The sequence below is a fragment of the Psychrobacillus sp. FSL K6-1464 genome (assembly GCF_038003145.1).
Lineage (GTDB): Bacteria > Bacillota > Bacilli > Bacillales_A > Planococcaceae > Psychrobacillus > Psychrobacillus psychrotolerans.
The window spans coordinates 3,019,037-3,036,529 of the sequence record NZ_JBBOOP010000001.1 but is presented as its reverse complement, the minus strand read 5'-3'; the positions used below and the strand labels follow the sequence as shown (position 1 = coordinate 3,036,529).

At 39.4% G+C, this 17,493-nt stretch carries 16 protein-coding genes and 1 riboswitch; all 16 genes read left to right on the top strand.

All coding sequences use genetic code 11. The features are described 5' to 3' along the window. The first annotated feature begins 95 nt into the window (after positions 1–95). Positions 96–195: riboswitch (purine riboswitch) on the top strand. Positions 196–413: 218 nt separating this feature from the next. The 16 genes from purE (at position 414) to MKX39_RS15380 (ending at position 17,459) form a co-directional block, all read left to right on the top strand. Further along, the gene (gene purE, locus MKX39_RS15455; protein WP_093538034.1) at positions 414–902 is read left to right on the top strand and encodes a 5-(carboxyamino)imidazole ribonucleotide mutase; all 489 of its coding nucleotides are present in this window, start codon (positions 414–416) and stop codon (positions 900–902) included. After that, entirely contained in the window at positions 899–2,020 is a 1,122-nt protein-coding gene (gene purK, locus MKX39_RS15450; RefSeq protein WP_340770265.1) for a 5-(carboxyamino)imidazole ribonucleotide synthase, read from the top strand. The genes purE and purK overlap by 4 nt, the downstream gene beginning before the upstream one ends. 16 nt (positions 2,021–2,036) lie before the next feature. After that, on the top strand, positions 2,037–3,332 hold the full coding sequence (gene purB, locus MKX39_RS15445; protein ID WP_211895466.1) for an adenylosuccinate lyase: 1,296 nt from the start codon (positions 2,037–2,039) through the stop codon (positions 3,330–3,332). A 28-nt stretch (positions 3,333–3,360) separates the two neighbouring features. Continuing rightward, entirely contained in the window at positions 3,361–4,077 is a 717-nt protein-coding gene (purC, locus tag MKX39_RS15440; RefSeq protein ID WP_340770257.1) for a phosphoribosylaminoimidazolesuccinocarboxamide synthase, read from the top strand. Continuing rightward, on the top strand, positions 4,074–4,328 hold the full coding sequence (purS, locus tag MKX39_RS15435) for a phosphoribosylformylglycinamidine synthase subunit PurS (RefSeq protein WP_340763492.1): 255 nt from the start codon (positions 4,074–4,076) through the stop codon (positions 4,326–4,328). The genes purC and purS overlap by 4 nt, the downstream gene beginning before the upstream one ends. After that, positions 4,325–5,011: a phosphoribosylformylglycinamidine synthase subunit PurQ gene (purQ, locus tag MKX39_RS15430; RefSeq protein ID WP_093538039.1), complete on the top strand. Its 687-nt coding sequence runs from the start codon at positions 4,325–4,327 to the stop codon at positions 5,009–5,011. Before purS ends, purQ begins: the two co-directional genes overlap by 4 nt. Next, positions 4,995–7,226: a phosphoribosylformylglycinamidine synthase subunit PurL gene (gene purL / locus MKX39_RS15425; RefSeq protein ID WP_340770254.1), complete on the top strand. Its 2,232-nt coding sequence runs from the start codon at positions 4,995–4,997 to the stop codon at positions 7,224–7,226. The genes purQ and purL overlap by 17 nt, the downstream gene beginning before the upstream one ends. After that, on the top strand, positions 7,202–8,623 hold the full coding sequence (gene purF, locus MKX39_RS15420) for an amidophosphoribosyltransferase (protein WP_340763490.1): 1,422 nt from the start codon (positions 7,202–7,204) through the stop codon (positions 8,621–8,623). Before purL ends, purF begins: the two co-directional genes overlap by 25 nt. 11 nt (positions 8,624–8,634) lie before the next feature. Further along, positions 8,635–9,690: a phosphoribosylformylglycinamidine cyclo-ligase gene (gene purM, locus MKX39_RS15415; RefSeq protein WP_340770252.1), complete on the top strand. Its 1,056-nt coding sequence runs from the start codon at positions 8,635–8,637 to the stop codon at positions 9,688–9,690. Further along, the gene (gene purN / locus MKX39_RS15410; protein ID WP_340770250.1) at positions 9,690–10,262 is read left to right on the top strand and encodes a phosphoribosylglycinamide formyltransferase; all 573 of its coding nucleotides are present in this window, start codon (positions 9,690–9,692) and stop codon (positions 10,260–10,262) included. Before purM ends, purN begins: the two co-directional genes overlap by 1 nt. A 225-nt stretch (positions 10,263–10,487) precedes the next feature. Further along, entirely contained in the window at positions 10,488–12,023 is a 1,536-nt protein-coding gene (gene purH, locus MKX39_RS15405; protein WP_340771475.1) for a bifunctional phosphoribosylaminoimidazolecarboxamide formyltransferase/IMP cyclohydrolase, read from the top strand. 14 nt (positions 12,024–12,037) lie between these two features. Continuing rightward, positions 12,038–13,297, top strand: a complete 1,260-nt coding sequence (gene purD, locus MKX39_RS15400) for a phosphoribosylamine--glycine ligase (RefSeq protein WP_340770248.1) — start codon at positions 12,038–12,040, stop codon at positions 13,295–13,297. Between the two features lie 184 nt (positions 13,298–13,481). Then, on the top strand, positions 13,482–15,212 hold the full coding sequence (locus MKX39_RS15395; protein ID WP_340770244.1) for an adenine deaminase C-terminal domain-containing protein: 1,731 nt from the start codon (positions 13,482–13,484) through the stop codon (positions 15,210–15,212). Between the two features lie 13 nt (positions 15,213–15,225). Continuing rightward, complete coding sequence (locus tag MKX39_RS15390) at positions 15,226–16,284, top strand: DUF3048 domain-containing protein (protein WP_340770239.1); 1,059 nt, start codon at positions 15,226–15,228, stop codon at positions 16,282–16,284. Between the two features lie 44 nt (positions 16,285–16,328). Then, a complete protein-coding gene (locus MKX39_RS15385) occupies positions 16,329–16,649 on the top strand; it encodes a YerC/YecD family TrpR-related protein (protein WP_093538046.1) in 321 nt (106 codons plus the stop codon). 114 nt (positions 16,650–16,763) lie between these two features. Next, positions 16,764–17,459 (top strand): heptaprenylglyceryl phosphate synthase, encoded by a 696-nt coding sequence (locus tag MKX39_RS15380; protein ID WP_340770238.1) that lies wholly within the window; start codon positions 16,764–16,766, stop codon positions 17,457–17,459. Positions 17,460–17,493 lie beyond the last annotated feature (34 nt).

The following is a 17,493-nucleotide window of genomic DNA, read 5'->3' as shown; positions in this document are numbered from 1 at the left end:
TAATTACTCCTAAAACCGAACAATAAAGTTATCTGAAAATTAATCGTTCGTATTTAAGCGTTGACGTTCTTCGTATAAGTTGTTAAAATATGAATAGAAATAGACGATTATATCCCCATATATGCTAAAGGATTGGCTTTAGCGTCTCTACCAAGTCACCGTAATGACTGGACTATGAGGGAAAGCGACTTATGGATAATGCAAAAGGGTGTGTTTGTTTATGTTTTCCCTGACACAAACTGGGCAATTATGTTCCCTAAGTAAACTGCTTTTCTTTCATAGAGAGAGTAGTTTATTTGGGGAATTTTTTATGCTTACAACATATAAGCCTTAGGTTAATCTATTATGCTCGATATAATCTTCAGAGTTTTAGTTTCGATGCCGAGGTGAATCTGACAGAAGGGACGATAACAATGAATACAAAAATTGGTGTGATTATGGGTAGCTCAAGCGATTGGGAGACGATGAAATATAGCTGCGAAATTCTTGAGGAACTGCATATACCGTTTGAAAAACGCGTAGTATCGGCACATCGTACTCCAGATTTAATGTTTGAATATGCAGAGGAAGCGAGATCACGTGGAATACAGGTGATTATTGCAGGAGCTGGAGGTGCAGCACATTTACCAGGTATGGTTGCGGCTAAGACAACACTTCCGGTAATCGGGGTGCCCGTTCAATCTAAAGCACTAAACGGATTAGATTCATTATTATCGATTGTTCAAATGCCTGGTGGAGTACCGGTGGCAACTGTTGCAATAGGTAAAGCAGGAGCTACAAATGCTGGATTGCTTGCCGCTCAAATCCTTTCTATCTCAGATGATGAGTTAGCAGAACGTCTTGAAAAGCGAAGAGAAGACACGAGAAACAAAGTTCTTGAAAGTAATGGTGAACTTCAATGACAAAAGTAATCTATCCAGGACAGACGATAGGAATTATTGGTGGAGGCCAACTTGGTCGTATGATGGCACTAGCTGCTAGGGAAGCAGGATTTAAGGTGGCGGTTTTAGACCCTACGATGGATTCTCCTTGCGGGCAGGTTTCCGATATACAAATTGTTGCCCCGTATGATGATGAAACGGCGTTAGAGGAGTTAGCAGAAGTAAGTGATGTTATAACTTATGAGTTTGAAAACATTGATTATACAGGGTTGAAGAGACTATCAGAAATTGCATATGTTCCCCAAGGAGCGGAACTGGTGAGAATTACGCAGGATCGTATTCTAGAAAAAATAGAAATTCAGTCGGCTGGTGTAGCTATTGCGAAATTTGTCGAAGCTAGCACGTATGAAGAGTTAGAGCAAAGAATTGATAGAGTGGGCTTCCCTTGTGTAGTTAAGACCTCTCGCGGAGGATATGATGGCAAAGGGCAGCAAATAATTCAAACAAAAGAGCAATTATCCTTAGCCAAATCTTTGTTTGCTCACTCCGCCTGTATCGCTGAATCCTTTGTTCCCTTTACTAAAGAGATATCCGTCATTGTACAGCGTAATGGAAGTGGAGAAACGTATTGTTTGCCGATTGGTGAAAATATTCATGTAAATCATATATTGCATGAAACGATTGTGCCAGCAAGAATCGATGAAACACTTACTACAAAAGCAATAGAGGCCGCTGAGAAAATTGCCAACCATTTAAACTTAATTGGTACGCTTGCGGTTGAAATGTTTGTTTTAGAGAACAATGAAATCATAATAAATGAATTGGCACCAAGACCACATAATTCTGGCCACTACTCAATTGAAACATGTAATATTTCTCAGTTTCATCAACATGTAAGAGCTATCTGCGGATGGTCACTTAGAAAGCCAAAACTTTGGACATCAACAGTTATGGTGAATATATTAGGTCAGCATGTAATACCTGTTACAAACAATCTTTCTAAGTATCCTAACTGGTCGGTTCATTTATACGGCAAAAGCGAAGCGAAAGAGAATAGAAAGATGGGACATGTCACCATCCTATCGACTAATATTGAAGACACTTTAAACGAAATAGAACAATCTAAAATTTGGATATAAATTAGGAGGAAGTTAAATGATAGAACGCTACACACGCCCAGAAATGGGAGCAATATGGACAGAACAAAATAAATACAATGCATGGTTAGAGGTAGAAATTCTAGCTTGTGAGGCTTGGGCAGAGATTGGAGATATTCCAAAAGAAGATACAGTTCTCCTTCGTAAAAATGCCTCCTTCGATGTAGAACGTATATTAGAAATCGAAAAAGAAACAAGACATGACGTAGTGGCGTTCACTCGCGCCGTATCAGAAACTTTAGGAGAAGAGCGTAAATGGGTTCATTACGGTCTAACTTCAACAGATGTAGTAGATACAGCTCTTTCTTATATCATTAAGCAAGCAAATGTTGTTTTGCGAAAAGATATTGAAAACTTCATCGAAATCTTAGAAAACAAAGCAAAAGAACATAAATACACAGTAATGATGGGGCGTACACATGGTGTTCATGCAGAGCCAACTACTTTTGGTTTAAAGTTAGCACTTTGGACAGAAGAAATGAAACGTAACCTAGAGCGCTTTGAGGCTGCTGCAAAAGTAATTGAAACTGGTAAAATGTCAGGTGCTGTTGGAACGTATGCGAATATCGATCCATTTGTTGAACAATATGTATGTGAAAAGTTAGGTTTAGCTGCATCACCAATTTCTACACAAACATTACAACGTGACCGTCATGCACAATACTTAAGTGTTATCGCATTAGTTGCTACTTCTATCGAAAAATTTGCTACAGAAATTCGCGGTCTACAAAAATCAGAAACTCGCGAAGTAGAGGAGTTCTTCTCTAAAGGTCAAAAAGGATCTTCTGCAATGCCACATAAACGGAATCCTATCGGTTCTGAGAACATGGTTGGGCTATCAAGACTTATCCGAGGATATATGATGACAGCATATGAAAATGTTGCATTATGGCATGAAAGAGATATCTCTCATTCATCTGCAGAACGTGTAATTTTACCAGATGCAACAATTGCCTTGAACTATATGCTAAACCGCTTTGGTAATATCGTGAAAAACTTAACAGTATTCCCAGAGAACATGAAACGTAATATGGATTCCACTTTAGGATTAATCTACTCCCAACGTGTATTACTAGCATTAATAGATAAAGGGTTAGCTCGTGAAACAGCATATGATACTGTTCAACCACTTGCTATGCAAGCATGGGAGTCTCAAACTGCATTCCGCACTTTTGTAGATGCAGATGAACAAGTTACTTCTCTATTATCAAAAGAAGAGCTAGATGATTGCTTTGACTATAACTATCACATTCAACATGTAGATATGATTTTTGAACGTTTAGGACTTAACTAAGCTTTAAATTGATTAGGGGGAATTGAAAGTGGAAAAGGGTCGCCTACTATACGAAGGTAAAGCAAAACAATTATTTGAAACAGATGATGAAAGTATATTGTTTGTGTCATATAAGGACAGTGCTACAGCATTTAACGGTGAGAAAAAAGAAGATATTGATGGAAAAGGCATTTTAAACAATAAAATCACAACGATCCTTTTTGAACAGTTAAAAAGTAAAGGAATTGAATCCCACTTTGTAGAGCAAATCTCAGACAATGAGCAGCTTGTTCGCAAAGTGGATATCATTCCACTTGAAGTAGTAGTCCGTAATATCGCAGCTGGAAGTCTATCAAAGAGATTAGGAATTAAAGAGGGGACACCTTTAAAGCATACCATCGTGGAATTTTACTACAAAGACGATGAACTAGGAGATCCACTACTCACAAATGCTCATATAGAATTACTTGCACTTGCTACACCGGAGGAAATAGATACCCTTCAAACTAAAGCACTGGAAATCAATCAAGTGCTTCAGCCCATTTTCAAAGAAATAGGTGTTACCCTAATCGATTTTAAATTGGAGTTTGGAAAAACGGCAAATGGAGAAATCTTACTTGCTGATGAAATTTCTCCCGACACTTGTAGATTGTGGGATGACAAAACAAATAACAAACTAGACAAAGATGTGTTTAGACGTAATTTAGGAAGCTTAACAGAAGTTTATGAAATAATACTTTCCCGCCTAGGAGGATTATCAAAATGAAAAAAGTTAAAGTGTATGTAACGTTACGTGAAAGTGTTTTAGATCCACAAGGTTCTGCAGTGATGGGAGCTCTTCATTCAATGGAATACAGCGAAGTAAAGGATGTTCGTATTGGGAAGTTTTTAGAACTTCAGATTGAAGAGGGAACTCGTGATATAGATACAGTAGTAAAGGAAATGTGTGAAAAGCTTCTAGCAAATACAGTGATTGAAGACTATCGTTTTGAAGTTGAGGAGGCTGTAAGCAAATGAAGTTTGCAGTAATCGTATTTCCTGGATCGAACTGTGATTTAGATATGTATCATGCGATCAAAGATGAACTTGGAGAAGAAGTAGAGTACGTTTGGCATGATGCAAAGGATTTGAGCGAATTTGATGGTATTTTATTGCCAGGAGGGTTCTCCTATGGGGATTACTTACGTTGTGGAGCTATGGCCAACCAATCGAATGTAATGTCTGAAGTGGTGAAGGCAGCTGAGGCAGGTAAACCAATTCTAGGTATTTGTAACGGGTTCCAAGTATTAACGGAAGCTGGGTTGTTACCTGGAGCACTTCTGCGCAACAAAAACTTAAAGTTCATGTGCCGTACCGTAGAGTTAAAAGTAGTAAATAACGCTACACAGTTTACAACTGGCTATGAAAAAGACGAAATAATCCAAATTCCAATTGCCCATGGCGAAGGAAATTATTATTGTGACGATGAAACACTTACTAGATTAAAAGAGAATAACCAAATTGTTTTTAAATATGCTTCTGAAGGACCTAATGGAAGCATTGAGGACATTGCAGGTATTGTAAATGAAAAAGGGAATGTCCTTGGTATGATGCCACATCCAGAGCGTGCAGTACATGATCTTATAGGTGGCTCAGATGGACTAGCGTTATTCAAATCAATAGTGAAACAGTGGAGGGAAACTCATGTCAGTCATGCTTGAACCAAATCCAATGCAAATTAAAGAACAAAAGATATATGCTCAAATGGGAATGTCCGATTCAGAATTTGAAATGGTGGAGAAAATTCTTGGTCGTTTACCGAATTATACAGAAACCGGATTATTTTCAGTTATGTGGTCAGAACATTGTTCGTATAAAAACTCTAAACCGGTATTAAGTAAGTTTCCTACAAAAGGGAAGCATGTTTTACAAGGACCGGGTGAAGGTGCTGGAATTGTTGATATTGGCGATGGTCAAGCAGTTGTATTTAAAATGGAGTCCCACAACCATCCATCTGCAATTGAACCTTATCAAGGAGCTGCAACAGGCGTAGGCGGTATTATCCGTGATGTTTTCTCGATGGGAGCTCGTCCAATTGCATTGCTGAACTCACTTCGATTTGGAGAATTGAAGACTCCACGTGTGAAATATTTATTTGAAGAAGTAGTAGCTGGTATTGCGGGTTATGGTAACTGTATCGGAATTCCAACAGTTGGCGGAGAGATTCAATTTGACGACTGTTACGAAGGAAATCCACTGGTTAACGCTATGTGTGTAGGACTGATCAATCATGAGGATATTCAAAAAGGAATTGCAGCTGGTGAAGGTAACACAGTAATGTATGCTGGAGCTAAAACTGGACGTGACGGCATTCACGGAGCAACATTCGCATCGGAAGAATTAACTGAAGCTTCTGAAGAAAAGCGCCCTGCAGTTCAAGTTGGAGATCCTTTTATGGAGAAACTTCTATTAGAGGCTTGTTTAGAAGTGATTAAGTCAGATGCGTTAATTGGTATTCAAGATATGGGAGCGGCAGGGTTAACTTCATCATCTGCGGAGATGGCTTCAAAAGCTGGCTTCGGTATAGAGATGAATTTAGACTTCGTACCCCAGCGAGAAACGGGAATGACAGCATACGAAATGATGCTTTCAGAATCACAAGAACGCATGTTAATCGTTGTAAAAAAAGGTCGTGAAGAGGAGATTGTTAAAATCTTTGAAAAGTACGACTTAGATTGTGTAGCGGTTGGTAAAGTGACAGGCGACAAAATGCTTCGTTTAATTCACAACGGAGATGTAGTAGCGGATGTACCTGCAGATGCACTTGCAGAAGAAGCACCAGTTTACTATAAACCATCGGCGGTACCTGCATACTATACAGAGTTTCAAGCAATGGAAAATGTAGAGCCTGTAATTTCGGACTACAAAGAGACTTTACTAAATCTACTTCAACAACCAACAATTGCTTCTAAAGAATGGGTTTATGATCAGTACGACTATCAAGTACGCACAAGTACAGTAGTAACCCCTGGTTCAGATGCTGCAGTAGTTCGAGTTCGTGGGACGAATAAAGGACTTGCTATGACAACGGATTGTAATTCTCGTTATATCTATCTTGACCCAGTAACTGGTGGGAAGATTGCAGTAGCTGAAGCAGCTCGTAATGTTGTTTGTTCAGGTGCAACGCCACTTGCTATTACAGACTGTTTGAACTTTGGTAACCCAGAAAACCCAGAAATCTTCTGGCAAATTGAGAAATCTGCAGACGGTATTTCAGAGGCTTGTATTGCATTAGAATCACCTGTTATTGGTGGGAACGTTTCGTTATATAACGAACGTAGTGGAACTGCGGTTTACCCTACACCAACAATTGGGATGGTCGGACTTGTAGATGATCTTGCACATGTAACAACCCAATCGGTGAAACAAGCTGGAGATGTTGTATATGTAATCGGGGAAACTAAAACAGAGTTTGGTGGATCGGAACTACAAAAGTTAGTGGAAAAACGTATTTTTGGGCTAGCTCCATCTATCGACCTTGAAGTAGAAGTGACTCGTCAAAAAGCTCTTTTAACAGCGATTAAATCTGGTGTTGTACAATCCGCGCATGATATCTCTGAAGGTGGTTTTGCAGTAGCTTTAGCTGAAAAAGCTTTCGGTGCTAATGGTCTTGGAGTTGAAGTAACTATTACTGGATCAGCTACAAGTGCATTATTTAGTGAATCTCAATCACGCTTTATCGTCACGGTAAAAGCTGAACATGCTAGTAAATTTGAAGAAATCGTAGCAGATGCAGTACAGATTGGTAGAGTAACTGAGTCTAATAATTTAGTAATCTCACATGAAGATGGAACTACTTGGATTAGCGGTTCTGTTGATGAATTCCGTTCCGCTTGGAAAGGAGCAATACCATGCTTACTGAACTCAGAGGCTTAAACGAAGAATGTGGTGTTTTCGGTATTTGGGGTCATCCAAATCCTGCAGCCATGAGTTATTACGGATTACATGCACTTCAGCATAGAGGGCAAGAAGGTGCTGGAATTATTGTGACAGATGGTACTAGGCTACGCGCAGTAAAAGGGGAAGGTTTAGTAAACGATGTATTTAATAATGGCAAGTTAGAGAAATTGGAAGGTCATGCTGCAGTTGGGCATGTGCGTTATGCTACTTCCGGCGGCTCAGGAATTGAAAATGTCCAACCTTTGTTGTTCAACTCAACTACTGGTGGCCTTGCGATTGCTCATAATGGGAATATTGTAAATGCTACACGTTTAAAACGTAATTTAGAACAGCAAGGTAGTATTTTCCAAACGACTTCGGATACGGAGGTACTTGCCCATTTGTTGAAGAAGAGTAATCTTGCTTCTTTCGAGGATCGTGCCAAACAAGCTTTACGTTTATTGGACGGAGCTTTCGCCGTTGTCATTATGACGGAACACGCGATGTATGTAGCGCAGGACCCACAGGGCATGCGTCCTCTTTCTTTAGGAATGTTAGATGGTGCCTATGTAGTAGCTTCTGAGACAAGTGCCTTCGATTTGATAGGTGCGGAGCTAGTTCGCTCGATTGACCCAGGGGAGTTATTAATAATAAATGATGAAGGTTGCCGTTCAGAGCGTTATGTAGAGAAAAAAGACCGTGCTATTTGTACGATGGAATATGTCTACTTCTCTCGTCCAGATTCAGATATTGATGGTATTAATATTCATATGGCTAGAAAACGTCTTGGTAAGCAACTTGCGAAAGAATTGACAATTGATGCAGATGTTGTAACAGGCGTACCTGACTCCAGTATTTCTGCTGCTATTGGTTTTTCAGAAGCTACAGGTATTCCTTATGAGTTAGGTCTTATAAAGAATCGTTATGTGGGTAGAACGTTTATCCAACCTTCACAGGACTTACGGGAGCGTGGGGTGAAGATGAAACTTTCACCAGTTCGTCAGGTTGTAAAAGGAAAACGAGTAGTCATGGTAGATGATTCAATTGTTCGTGGGACAACTTCACGTCGTATTGTGAAAATGCTGAAGGATGCTGGAGCGACAGAGGTTCATGTCGTTATAAGTTCCCCACCATTAAAAAATCCATGTTTTTATGGGATTGATATAAGCTCGGATTCTGAGCTTATTGCTGCTAATAATACAATTGATGAAATGCGTGAACTGATCGGAGCAGACTCGTTAACATTCTTATCGGTTGAAGGAATGGTAGAGGCAATTGGCAGATCAGATGTGGAAAAAAATTGTGGGCATTGTTTAGCATGTTTCACTGGAGAATATCCAACTAGTATCTATGCGGATACGAAATTACCACATGAAAAAGAGCTTGTTCGATAGGAGGATTTTACATGTCAAAAGCATATGAAAAAGCAGGCGTGAACATTGAAGCTGGGTATGAAGCCGTGCAAAGAATGAAATCACATGTCGAGCGCACAGCTAGAAAAGGTATCATGGGTACTTTCGGTGGTTTCGGTGGAATGTTTGATTTGTCTTCATTGAATTATAAGGAACCTGTTTTGATATCTGGAACAGATGGTGTTGGAACAAAGCTAAAGCTTGCGTTTATGACAGATTCACACGATACAATCGGCGTAGACTGTGTAGCAATGTGTGTGAATGATATCGTTGCACAAGGTGCGGAGCCTCTATTTTTCTTAGATTACGTAGCAGTAGGTAAAGCAGTTCCTGAACGAATTGAACAAATCGTTAAAGGTGTGGCTGACGGCTGTGTACAGTCTGGAGCAGCATTAATCGGGGGAGAGACAGCCGAAATGCCTGGTCTTTATGAGGAAGACGAATATGATCTTGCTGGATTTGCAGTTGGAGCATGCGAAAAATCAAAAATCGTTACAGGGGAGAATATTACAGAAGGTGATGTACTAGTAGGTATCGCTTCTAGCGGTGTTCACTCAAACGGATATTCACTAGTACGTAAAATTGTTTTTGAAGAGCAAGGCTATTCTCCAAAGGATGTTGTAGAAGGATATGAAGCGTTAGGCGAAATTGGTAAAGCCCTTTTAACACCAACGAAAATCTATGCTAAGCCAGTAATGGAAATGCATAACGAGCTTTCTATCCACGGGATGGCACATGTGACTGGTGGAGGTTTTTATGAAAATCTACCGCGTATGATGCCTGAAGGATTAGCTGTGGAAGTTGAACTTGGTTCATGGGAAGTGCTTTCTGTATTTGAATTGTTAAAAGAAAAAGGTAAGTTAGAAGACCGTGATTTATACAATGTGTTTAATATGGGGATAGGCTTTGTACTTGCACTATCAGGTGAAGAGGCGCAAAAAGCAATTGCAATTGCGGAAGCCCACGGAGAAAAAGCATATACGATTGGCCGTGTAGTGAAAGGTGAAGGTGTTATTTTCAACGGAGCACATGACGGGAGTTTAATGTAATGACCGGAATGACAAAATTTGCTGTATTTGCATCAGGGAGCGGTACGAACTTTCAAGCTATCAACGATGCAGTGCAGGAAGGAAAACTCCCTGGTGAAGCTGTTCTAGTAGTGACAGATAAGCCAGGAGCTTTAATAGTAGAACGTGCCGAGAAAGCGGGTATTGAAGTACTTGCTATTAAGCCTGCCGGTTTTCCTTCCAAAGCAGTGTATGAGCAACTGATTTTAGAAAAACTACGAGAGTTAGATGTAGAGTGGATTGTGCTCGCTGGATATATGCGACTGATTGGAGATGTATTGTTAGCAGCATTTCCCAATCGAATTATCAACATTCATCCTTCGCTATTACCTGCCTTTCCTGGGAAAGACGCTATCGGACAGGCAATGGATCACGGCGTTAAGGTGACTGGCGTAACGGTTCACTATGTGGACGCAGGAATGGATACTGGAACAATCATAGCTCAGCAAGCAGTAGAAGTAGTAGAAGGCAATAGAGGACAAACCGAAGAGCGTATTCATGCAGTAGAGCATGCTTTGTATCCGAAGGCATTGCAACAACTGTTTGGTCGGTAATTTTGTGAGTTTACCCACGCTTACTATAGTTTTACTCGCGAAACTTTATCAAATACCCGCGCTCCAGAGTTGTTTACCCGCGATGTAACGAGGTTTACTCGTGGAACGGGAAATATATCCAAATAATTTAGTGTAGCTGCGGATGCGATGAAGTTCAAATTCGAAGTATCAAAATTGATAATAATAGAAACACAACTAGAACTACCAATTTAAGGAGGAATTATGGTGTCAAAACGTGCGTTAATTAGTCTTTCAGATAAATCAGGAATTCTCGAGTTTGCAAAAGAGTTGGAACTACTTGGCTATGAAATTTTATCAACTGGTGGGACCAAAGCATTTTTAGAACAAAATGGTGTGGCAATTACATCAGTAGACCAAGTGACAAACTTTCCAGAAATTTTGGATGGTCGAGTAAAAACATTGAACCCAATGATACATGGGGCTTTATTGGCAAAGCATGACGACGCTTCTCATCAAGCACAATTAGAAGAGCATCAAATAACTCCTATTCAAGTAGTCTGTGTTAATTTATATCCTTTCCGTGAAACAATTTCTAAGCAAGATGTGACGTTTGAAGATGCTATCGAAAATATTGATATCGGTGGTCCATCAATGCTTCGCTCTGCAGCGAAAAATCATCAGTATGTAACAGTTGTAACGGATGCATCTGACTATGAGGAAGTACTTGCTCAGTTAAAAGAAACTGGTGAGACGACACTAGAAACGCGTCGTAAACTGGCTGCAAAAGTATTCCGCCACACCGCTGCTTATGATGCGTTGATTGCTGGCTATATGACTGACTTAACTGGAGAAGAATTCCCAGAACTATTAACACTTACATATGAACGTAAGCAATCATTACGCTACGGTGAAAATCCACATCAACAAGCAGCGTTTTACAAACGACCACTTGGATCTGATTTTTCTGTAGCTTCTGCTACTCAATTACATGGGAAAGAACTATCCTATAATAATATCCAAGATGCCAATGCTGCGATTCAAATAGTAAAAGAATTTAAGCTTCCAGCTGCAGTAGCGGTAAAACATATGAACCCATGTGGTGTTGGTACCGGCGAAACAATCTCAGATGCATTCAATAAAGCCTATGAAGCGGATTCAACATCTATTTTCGGAGGAATCGTTGCCTTAAACCGTGAAGTAGATGCAGCAACCGCTAAAGTATTGGCTGGCATTTTCTTAGAAATTGTTATTGCTCCTTCATTCTCCGATGATGCAATTGCAATGTTAACGGCGAAGAAGAACATTCGCTTACTCACAATTTCTTACGAACAAACGAAAAAAGATGCATGGAATACTGTATCTGTAGAAGGTGGATTATTAGTGCAGTCTCCTGACACGTTCGGATTAAAAGAGGCAGATGTGAAGGTCGTTACAGACCGAGAGCCGACCGCGGAAGAATGGAAAGCATTAGAGCTTGGTTGGAGCGTAGTGAAACATGTAAAATCTAATGCAATTGTAGTAGCTACAGAAGATATGACTATTGGTGTCGGCGCAGGACAGATGAACCGCGTAGGCTCAGCTAAAATTGCTTTAGAGCAAGCTGGAGAACGTGCAAAAGGAGCAGGTCTTGCTTCAGATGCATTCTTCCCAATGAATGATACGGTGGAAGTGGCGGCTAAAGCAGGAATTACAGCTATTATTCAAACAGGTGGATCAGTGAAAGACCAAGATTCAATCGACAAAGCAAATGAGTATGGGATTGCGATGGTATTCACTGGCGTACGTCATTTCAAACACTAAGGAGGAATTGCTAGATGAATATTCTTGTAATTGGTAGTGGGGGGCGTGAGCATGCAATCGCCCAACAATTCATAGATTCACCTTCAGTTGAAAATGTATTTGTAGCTCCAGGTAATGACGGTATGTCAGGTGGTATTCAGATTGTGTCTATTGAAGCGTTGGCTTTTGAAGAGCTAGCAACCTTCGCAAAAGAGAACAAAATTGCCTTAACATTCGTTGGACCGGAACAACCACTGGCAGCGGGTATTGTAGATTATTTTGAAGCAGAAGGTTTACGTATATTTGGACCAACAAAAGCTGCGGCTCAAATTGAGGGTAGTAAGGCATTTGCAAAAGAAATTATGGATAAATATAATATTCCTACTGCTGCATATGAAACTTTTACAGAAGTAGATAAAGCAAAGGAATATATTGAGAAGTTAGGTGCTCCAATCGTTGTGAAAGCAGATGGGCTTGCTGCAGGAAAAGGTGTAGTTGTTGCTATGACTGTGGATGAAGCGAACAAAGCGGTGGAAGACATGATCGGCAACCAATTATACGGAGAATCCTCATCACGTGTGGTTATTGAGGAGTATTTGGACGGGGAAGAATTCTCTTTTATGTCATTTGTACATAAAGGCCAAATTCATCCAATGGTTATCGCACAGGATCACAAGCGAGCTTATGATGGAGATAAAGGGCCTAACACGGGAGGAATGGGTGCTTATTCCCCAGTTCCGCAAATCTCTTCGGACATAGTTGATATAGCTTATGAAACTGTAGTAGTTCCTACCGTTAAAGCGATGACAGCAGAAGGAATTCCATTTACAGGTATTCTATATGCTGGTCTTATTTTAACAAGCGAAGGACCAAAAGTGATCGAGTTCAATGCCCGTTTTGGAGACCCAGAGACACAAGTGGTATTACCCCGAATGACAAGTGATTTTGGAGAGTTTATGATAGCTTTGATGAATGAAAATCCGTTTGAACTATCATGGTCTAACGAGGGGATGCTTGGAGTTGTAATTGCATCAGAGGGCTACCCTACTGACGTGAAAAAAGGAGCCAAACTGCCAAATCTAGGGACATTAACAGACACTGGATTATTCGTTTTTCATGCTGGTACAAAAGCAGATGATAAAGATTTTATCGCTAATGGCGGACGTGTCATACTTGTAGCAGCAAGGGAGTCTTCTATAAAGAAAGCGCAACAAAAAGTTTATTCAGGTCTCACTAAGTTAGAATGGGATGGTCTCTTCTATCGAAAAGATATTGGTTGGCGTACATTTCAATAATTGCTGAACAGGCAAAGAAAAACCTGATGTTTTTCTTTGCCTGTTTTTCTATATTGGTTTTAGGTTCCTATTTCCTAACTTTCCTGTAAGAATTACCAAAAATAGAATTCAGTACTTTGCTTTACTAAAGTACTATGCTAATATTATTTTTATGAGTAAACAAAAAGAAAGGAGAATGGATGCAATGCAATATCCCATTTGGAAAATTGAAGAAATAAGGCATCAGATTGATGTGGTCAATGGAACAAAGTCTCCTGATATAGTAATTACTAATGCAACTTTTTTGCATAGTCATTTAAAAAAGTGGATCACAGGAAACATATGGATAGTGAAAGATCGAATTGTTTATACGGGTTCTGAAATGCCACTAGTTTCCGACCAAACTGAGGTATATGATGCAACTGGTCAAAAAATAGTACCTGGCTATATTGAGCCTCACGTACATCCATTCCAACTTTATAATCCACAAACATTTGCAGATTATGCAGCGCAATTGGGAACGACTACGTTTATAGCGGATAACTTAACATTGTTCTTGATGCTTGAAAATAAGAAAGCGTTTTCATTAATGGACGAACTGAAAGAACTGCCATTTTCCTTCTATTGGTGGGCGCGTTTTGATTCGCAAACCGAGTTAAAGAATGAAGAAGAATTATTTACCTCTAAGACGATTGGAGAATGGATTGAGCGTTCGGATGTCATTATGGGTGGTGAACTGACTGGATGGCCTCGTTTGCTTTCTGGAGATGATCAAATGCTCTATTGGATGCAACAGGCTAAGACAAACGGTATGAAAATTGAAGGCCATTTTCCTGGAGCTTCCGAGCGCACGCTTGCAAGAATGCGTTTGCTAGGAGCAGACGGAGATCATGAAGCAATGACCATTGAAGAAGTGGAACGACGAATTCTACAGGGATACGCAGTAACTCTCCGTCATTCGTCCATACGTCCTGATCTTCCACAACTATTAAAGGATATTTTGGAAAAGGATCTTCAAATTTTTGATCACTTAATGATGACGACAGATGGAGCAACACCTTCTTTTCATATAGATGGAGTTATGGATAAATGTATTCAAGTTGCACTAGATGCAGGTGTAAAACCGATTGACGCCTATTTGATGGCATCCTTTAATGTGGCAAAGTATTATAATATGTCTAATCTACATGGGGTGATTGCAACAGGGCGCTATGCAGATCTCAATTTCTTAAAGGATGAACACAGTCCAGTACCTTTAAGTGTACTTTCCAAAGGAATTTGGCTAAAAAAAGAACAACAAAAAACAAGGGCACTTGATCCAATCAATTGGTCATCTATACCAGATCTAAACTTGTCATTTGACGTTTCGGAAGCTGATTTTCAGTTCTCTATGCCATTTGGGATAGAAATGGTAAATGATGTAATTACCAAACCCTATTCCATTAGCCATGATACAACTGAAATGGAATTATCCAAAAATCATGATGAAAGTTTTCTTTTGTTAATAGATCGCAAAGGAAAGTGGAAAGTTTCAACGCTTATTAAAGGCTTTGCAACTTCACTAATGGGCTTCGCCTCTTCATACTCTAATACGGGTGATATTTTATTGATCGGGAAGAACAAAGAAAGTATGCAACAAGCTTTCCGGGAAGTAAAAAAAATGAATGGTGGAATTGTTATTGTGGAGGATGAACAAATCATTTGTTCTGTCCAACTCCCGATAGGTGGAGTATTATCTAATAAGCCAGTAGAAGATTTAATAGAAGAGGAACTAGTTTTAAAAAGAGAACTAGCAGCTAGAGGATTTAAGCATGGGGATGCTATTTACACATTGTTATTCCTTCAAGCAACACACTTACCGTATGTAAGGATAACGCAAAAAGGAATTTTTGATGTGATGAAAAAACAAGTATTGTTTCCAGCATTAATGAGGTAGGGGGACGTAAGTTGTGTTCAAACAGTGGGGAATTTTAATGTTAGCTAGTGTACTTCTTGTAGCTTGTTCCGATAAAGAGAAAGGAACAGAAGAGGTAAATCCAGTAGACGATACAATAGAGGAAGTCGGGGAAGAAGTTGTAGAGACAGAAGAGGAAGTAGTATTGCCGTTCACAGCACCTTTCACAGGTGTTGGATCAGAGAAAGAATTGACACAAAGACCTATTCTAGTCACTATAAACAATCATCCGCTTGCACGTCCACAGTCAGGAATTGCAAAAGCAGATTTTATTTACGAAATGTTAGCAGAAGGTAATGTAACAAGATTTTTAGCAGTTTATCAAAGTGAGATTCCAGAAAAAATGGGCCCAGTTAGAAGTGCTAGAGACTACTTTGTTGACATTGCTAGAGGGCTAGATGCATTTTATGTTGCACATGGATATAGTCCTGATGCTCAAAGTATGCTAAGTTCTAGAGTAGTTGATAACATAAACGGAATGCAATACGACGGTATATTATTCGAACGATCGAGGGAGCGAAAAGCACCGCATAATTCGTATATATCAAAAGATAAAGTATTAGCAGGTGCAGAAAAAGTAAAGGCTTCGATGGAGATTACTAAAATACCAAGGTTTTCTTTCTTCGACTCTTTTGAAGGGATAAAGATTGGGAATCCAGTATCTAATTTTTCTATACATTACGGTGCAGGCTCCACTTTTGAAAACGAATATACGTATATTTCTGACGAAGGTTTATATGAGCGTGAGACCGCTGGAGTTCTGACAATAGATAAAGAGACAGACAAAGCTGTTAAAATTGCCAATGTAATATGCATGGAAATTCCGCACAAAATTATTGATAGTTCGGGTCGCCGTCAGTTATCTTTAAATGATGGAGGAAGAGCGTATATTTTTCAAGCAGGTATTATGAAAGAAATCGAATGGGAGAATATCGATGGAATTCTAATGCCGATGGAAAATGGAGTTCCTGCTAAACTAGTACCTGGTCAAACATGGATCAGTTTTATACCGACAAACCCTGGTTTAGAAGAAATGGTCACTTATTTACCTTAACCAATCTAGAAGACCCAATATAAACAAGAAGGAGGATGACTGCAATGCAAATTGAAAAAATTAAAGGCAATCAAACAGAGCAACTATTTAAGGCAGTATTAGAGTTAAAGAACATGGAAGAATGTTATAAGTTTTTTGACGATCTTTGTACAATAAGCGAAATTCAATCCTTAGCACAACGTTTCGAGGTTGCACATCTATTACGTTTGAAGAAAACATATGAATCTATTAAAAAAGAAACTGGGGCAAGTACTGCTACCATTTCACGTGTAAGACGTGCCTACGACTACGGCAACGGTACTTATGATGAAATGTTAGGGCGCTTATATCCAGATGAAAATTCGACGCCAACCATTAAAGAGTAGATTAAAAAATATAAGTTTTCAAAATATGTAAGAACATGTACTGAACAGCGATGTCTGTTCAGTTTTTTTGTTATAATGGGATGAATGTTAACTAATTAGATGTAGGTGAAAAAATTGGAATATAAAGATTGGCGGCATATATTCAAGTTAGATCCAGCAAAAAATATAGCAGCAGATGCTCTTGAACTAATATGTGAATCTGGCACAGATGCAATTATTATCGGGGGCTCTGACAATGTGACACTCGATAATGTGATTGATTTGCTAATGCGGGTTAGAAGGTATGCAGTTCCTGTGGCGTTAGAAGTATCTACGATTGAAGCTATAACTCCTGGATTTGATTATTATTTTATACCTAGTGTATTAAATAGCTCCGAAACGAAGTGGGTGAAGGATTTACATCACGCAGCTACGAAGGAATTTGGAGAGGTTATGAATTGGGATGAAATTATTCCAGAAGGGTATTGTATTTTAAACCCTGATTGTAAAGCTGCAAAATTGACGAATGCCTTGCATCCGTTAAGTGAAGAGGACATTATAGCATATGCGGAAATGGTCGAGCATTTGTTTAGATTTCCGGTTTTCTACATGGAGTATAGCGGAGTGTATGGTGATGTACAAACTGTGAAAAAAGTGAGTAAACGTTTAAAAAACACTCAACTGTTTTATGGTGGAGGTATTCAAACCGAGGAGCAAGCAAGACAAATGGCTACCTATGCAGATACAATAATTGTTGGTAATTATATATATGACAATCTGGCAGAGGCTTTAAAAACAGTAGAAGCAGTAAAGACATTGAGTAAACAATAGATTTACGATATGATTAGAGAACAAATGTTCTTGA

Bases quoted from the DNA above. Each gene is read 5' to 3' on its own strand.
- purM (WP_340770252.1), top strand. From the start codon at position 8,635: ATGTCAAAAGCATATGAAAAAGCAGGCGTGAACATTGAAGCTGGGTAT.
- purL (WP_340770254.1), top strand. From the start codon at position 4,995: ATGTCAGTCATGCTTGAACCAAATCCAATGCAAATTAAAGAACAAAAG.
- purK (WP_340770265.1), top strand. From the start codon at position 899: ATGACAAAAGTAATCTATCCAGGACAGACGATAGGAATTATTGGTGGA.
- MKX39_RS15385 (WP_093538046.1), top strand. From the start codon at position 16,329: ATGCAAATTGAAAAAATTAAAGGCAATCAAACAGAGCAACTATTTAAG.
- purQ (WP_093538039.1), top strand. From the start codon at position 4,325: ATGAAGTTTGCAGTAATCGTATTTCCTGGATCGAACTGTGATTTAGAT.
- purS (WP_340763492.1), top strand. From the start codon at position 4,074: ATGAAAAAAGTTAAAGTGTATGTAACGTTACGTGAAAGTGTTTTAGAT.
- purE (WP_093538034.1), top strand. From the start codon at position 414: ATGAATACAAAAATTGGTGTGATTATGGGTAGCTCAAGCGATTGGGAG.
- purN (WP_340770250.1), top strand. From the start codon at position 9,690: ATGACCGGAATGACAAAATTTGCTGTATTTGCATCAGGGAGCGGTACG.
- purF (WP_340763490.1), top strand. From the start codon at position 7,202: ATGCTTACTGAACTCAGAGGCTTAAACGAAGAATGTGGTGTTTTCGGT.
- purD (WP_340770248.1), top strand. From the start codon at position 12,038: ATGAATATTCTTGTAATTGGTAGTGGGGGGCGTGAGCATGCAATCGCC.
- MKX39_RS15395 (WP_340770244.1), top strand. From the start codon at position 13,482: ATGCAATATCCCATTTGGAAAATTGAAGAAATAAGGCATCAGATTGAT.
- purB (WP_211895466.1), top strand. From the start codon at position 2,037: ATGATAGAACGCTACACACGCCCAGAAATGGGAGCAATATGGACAGAA.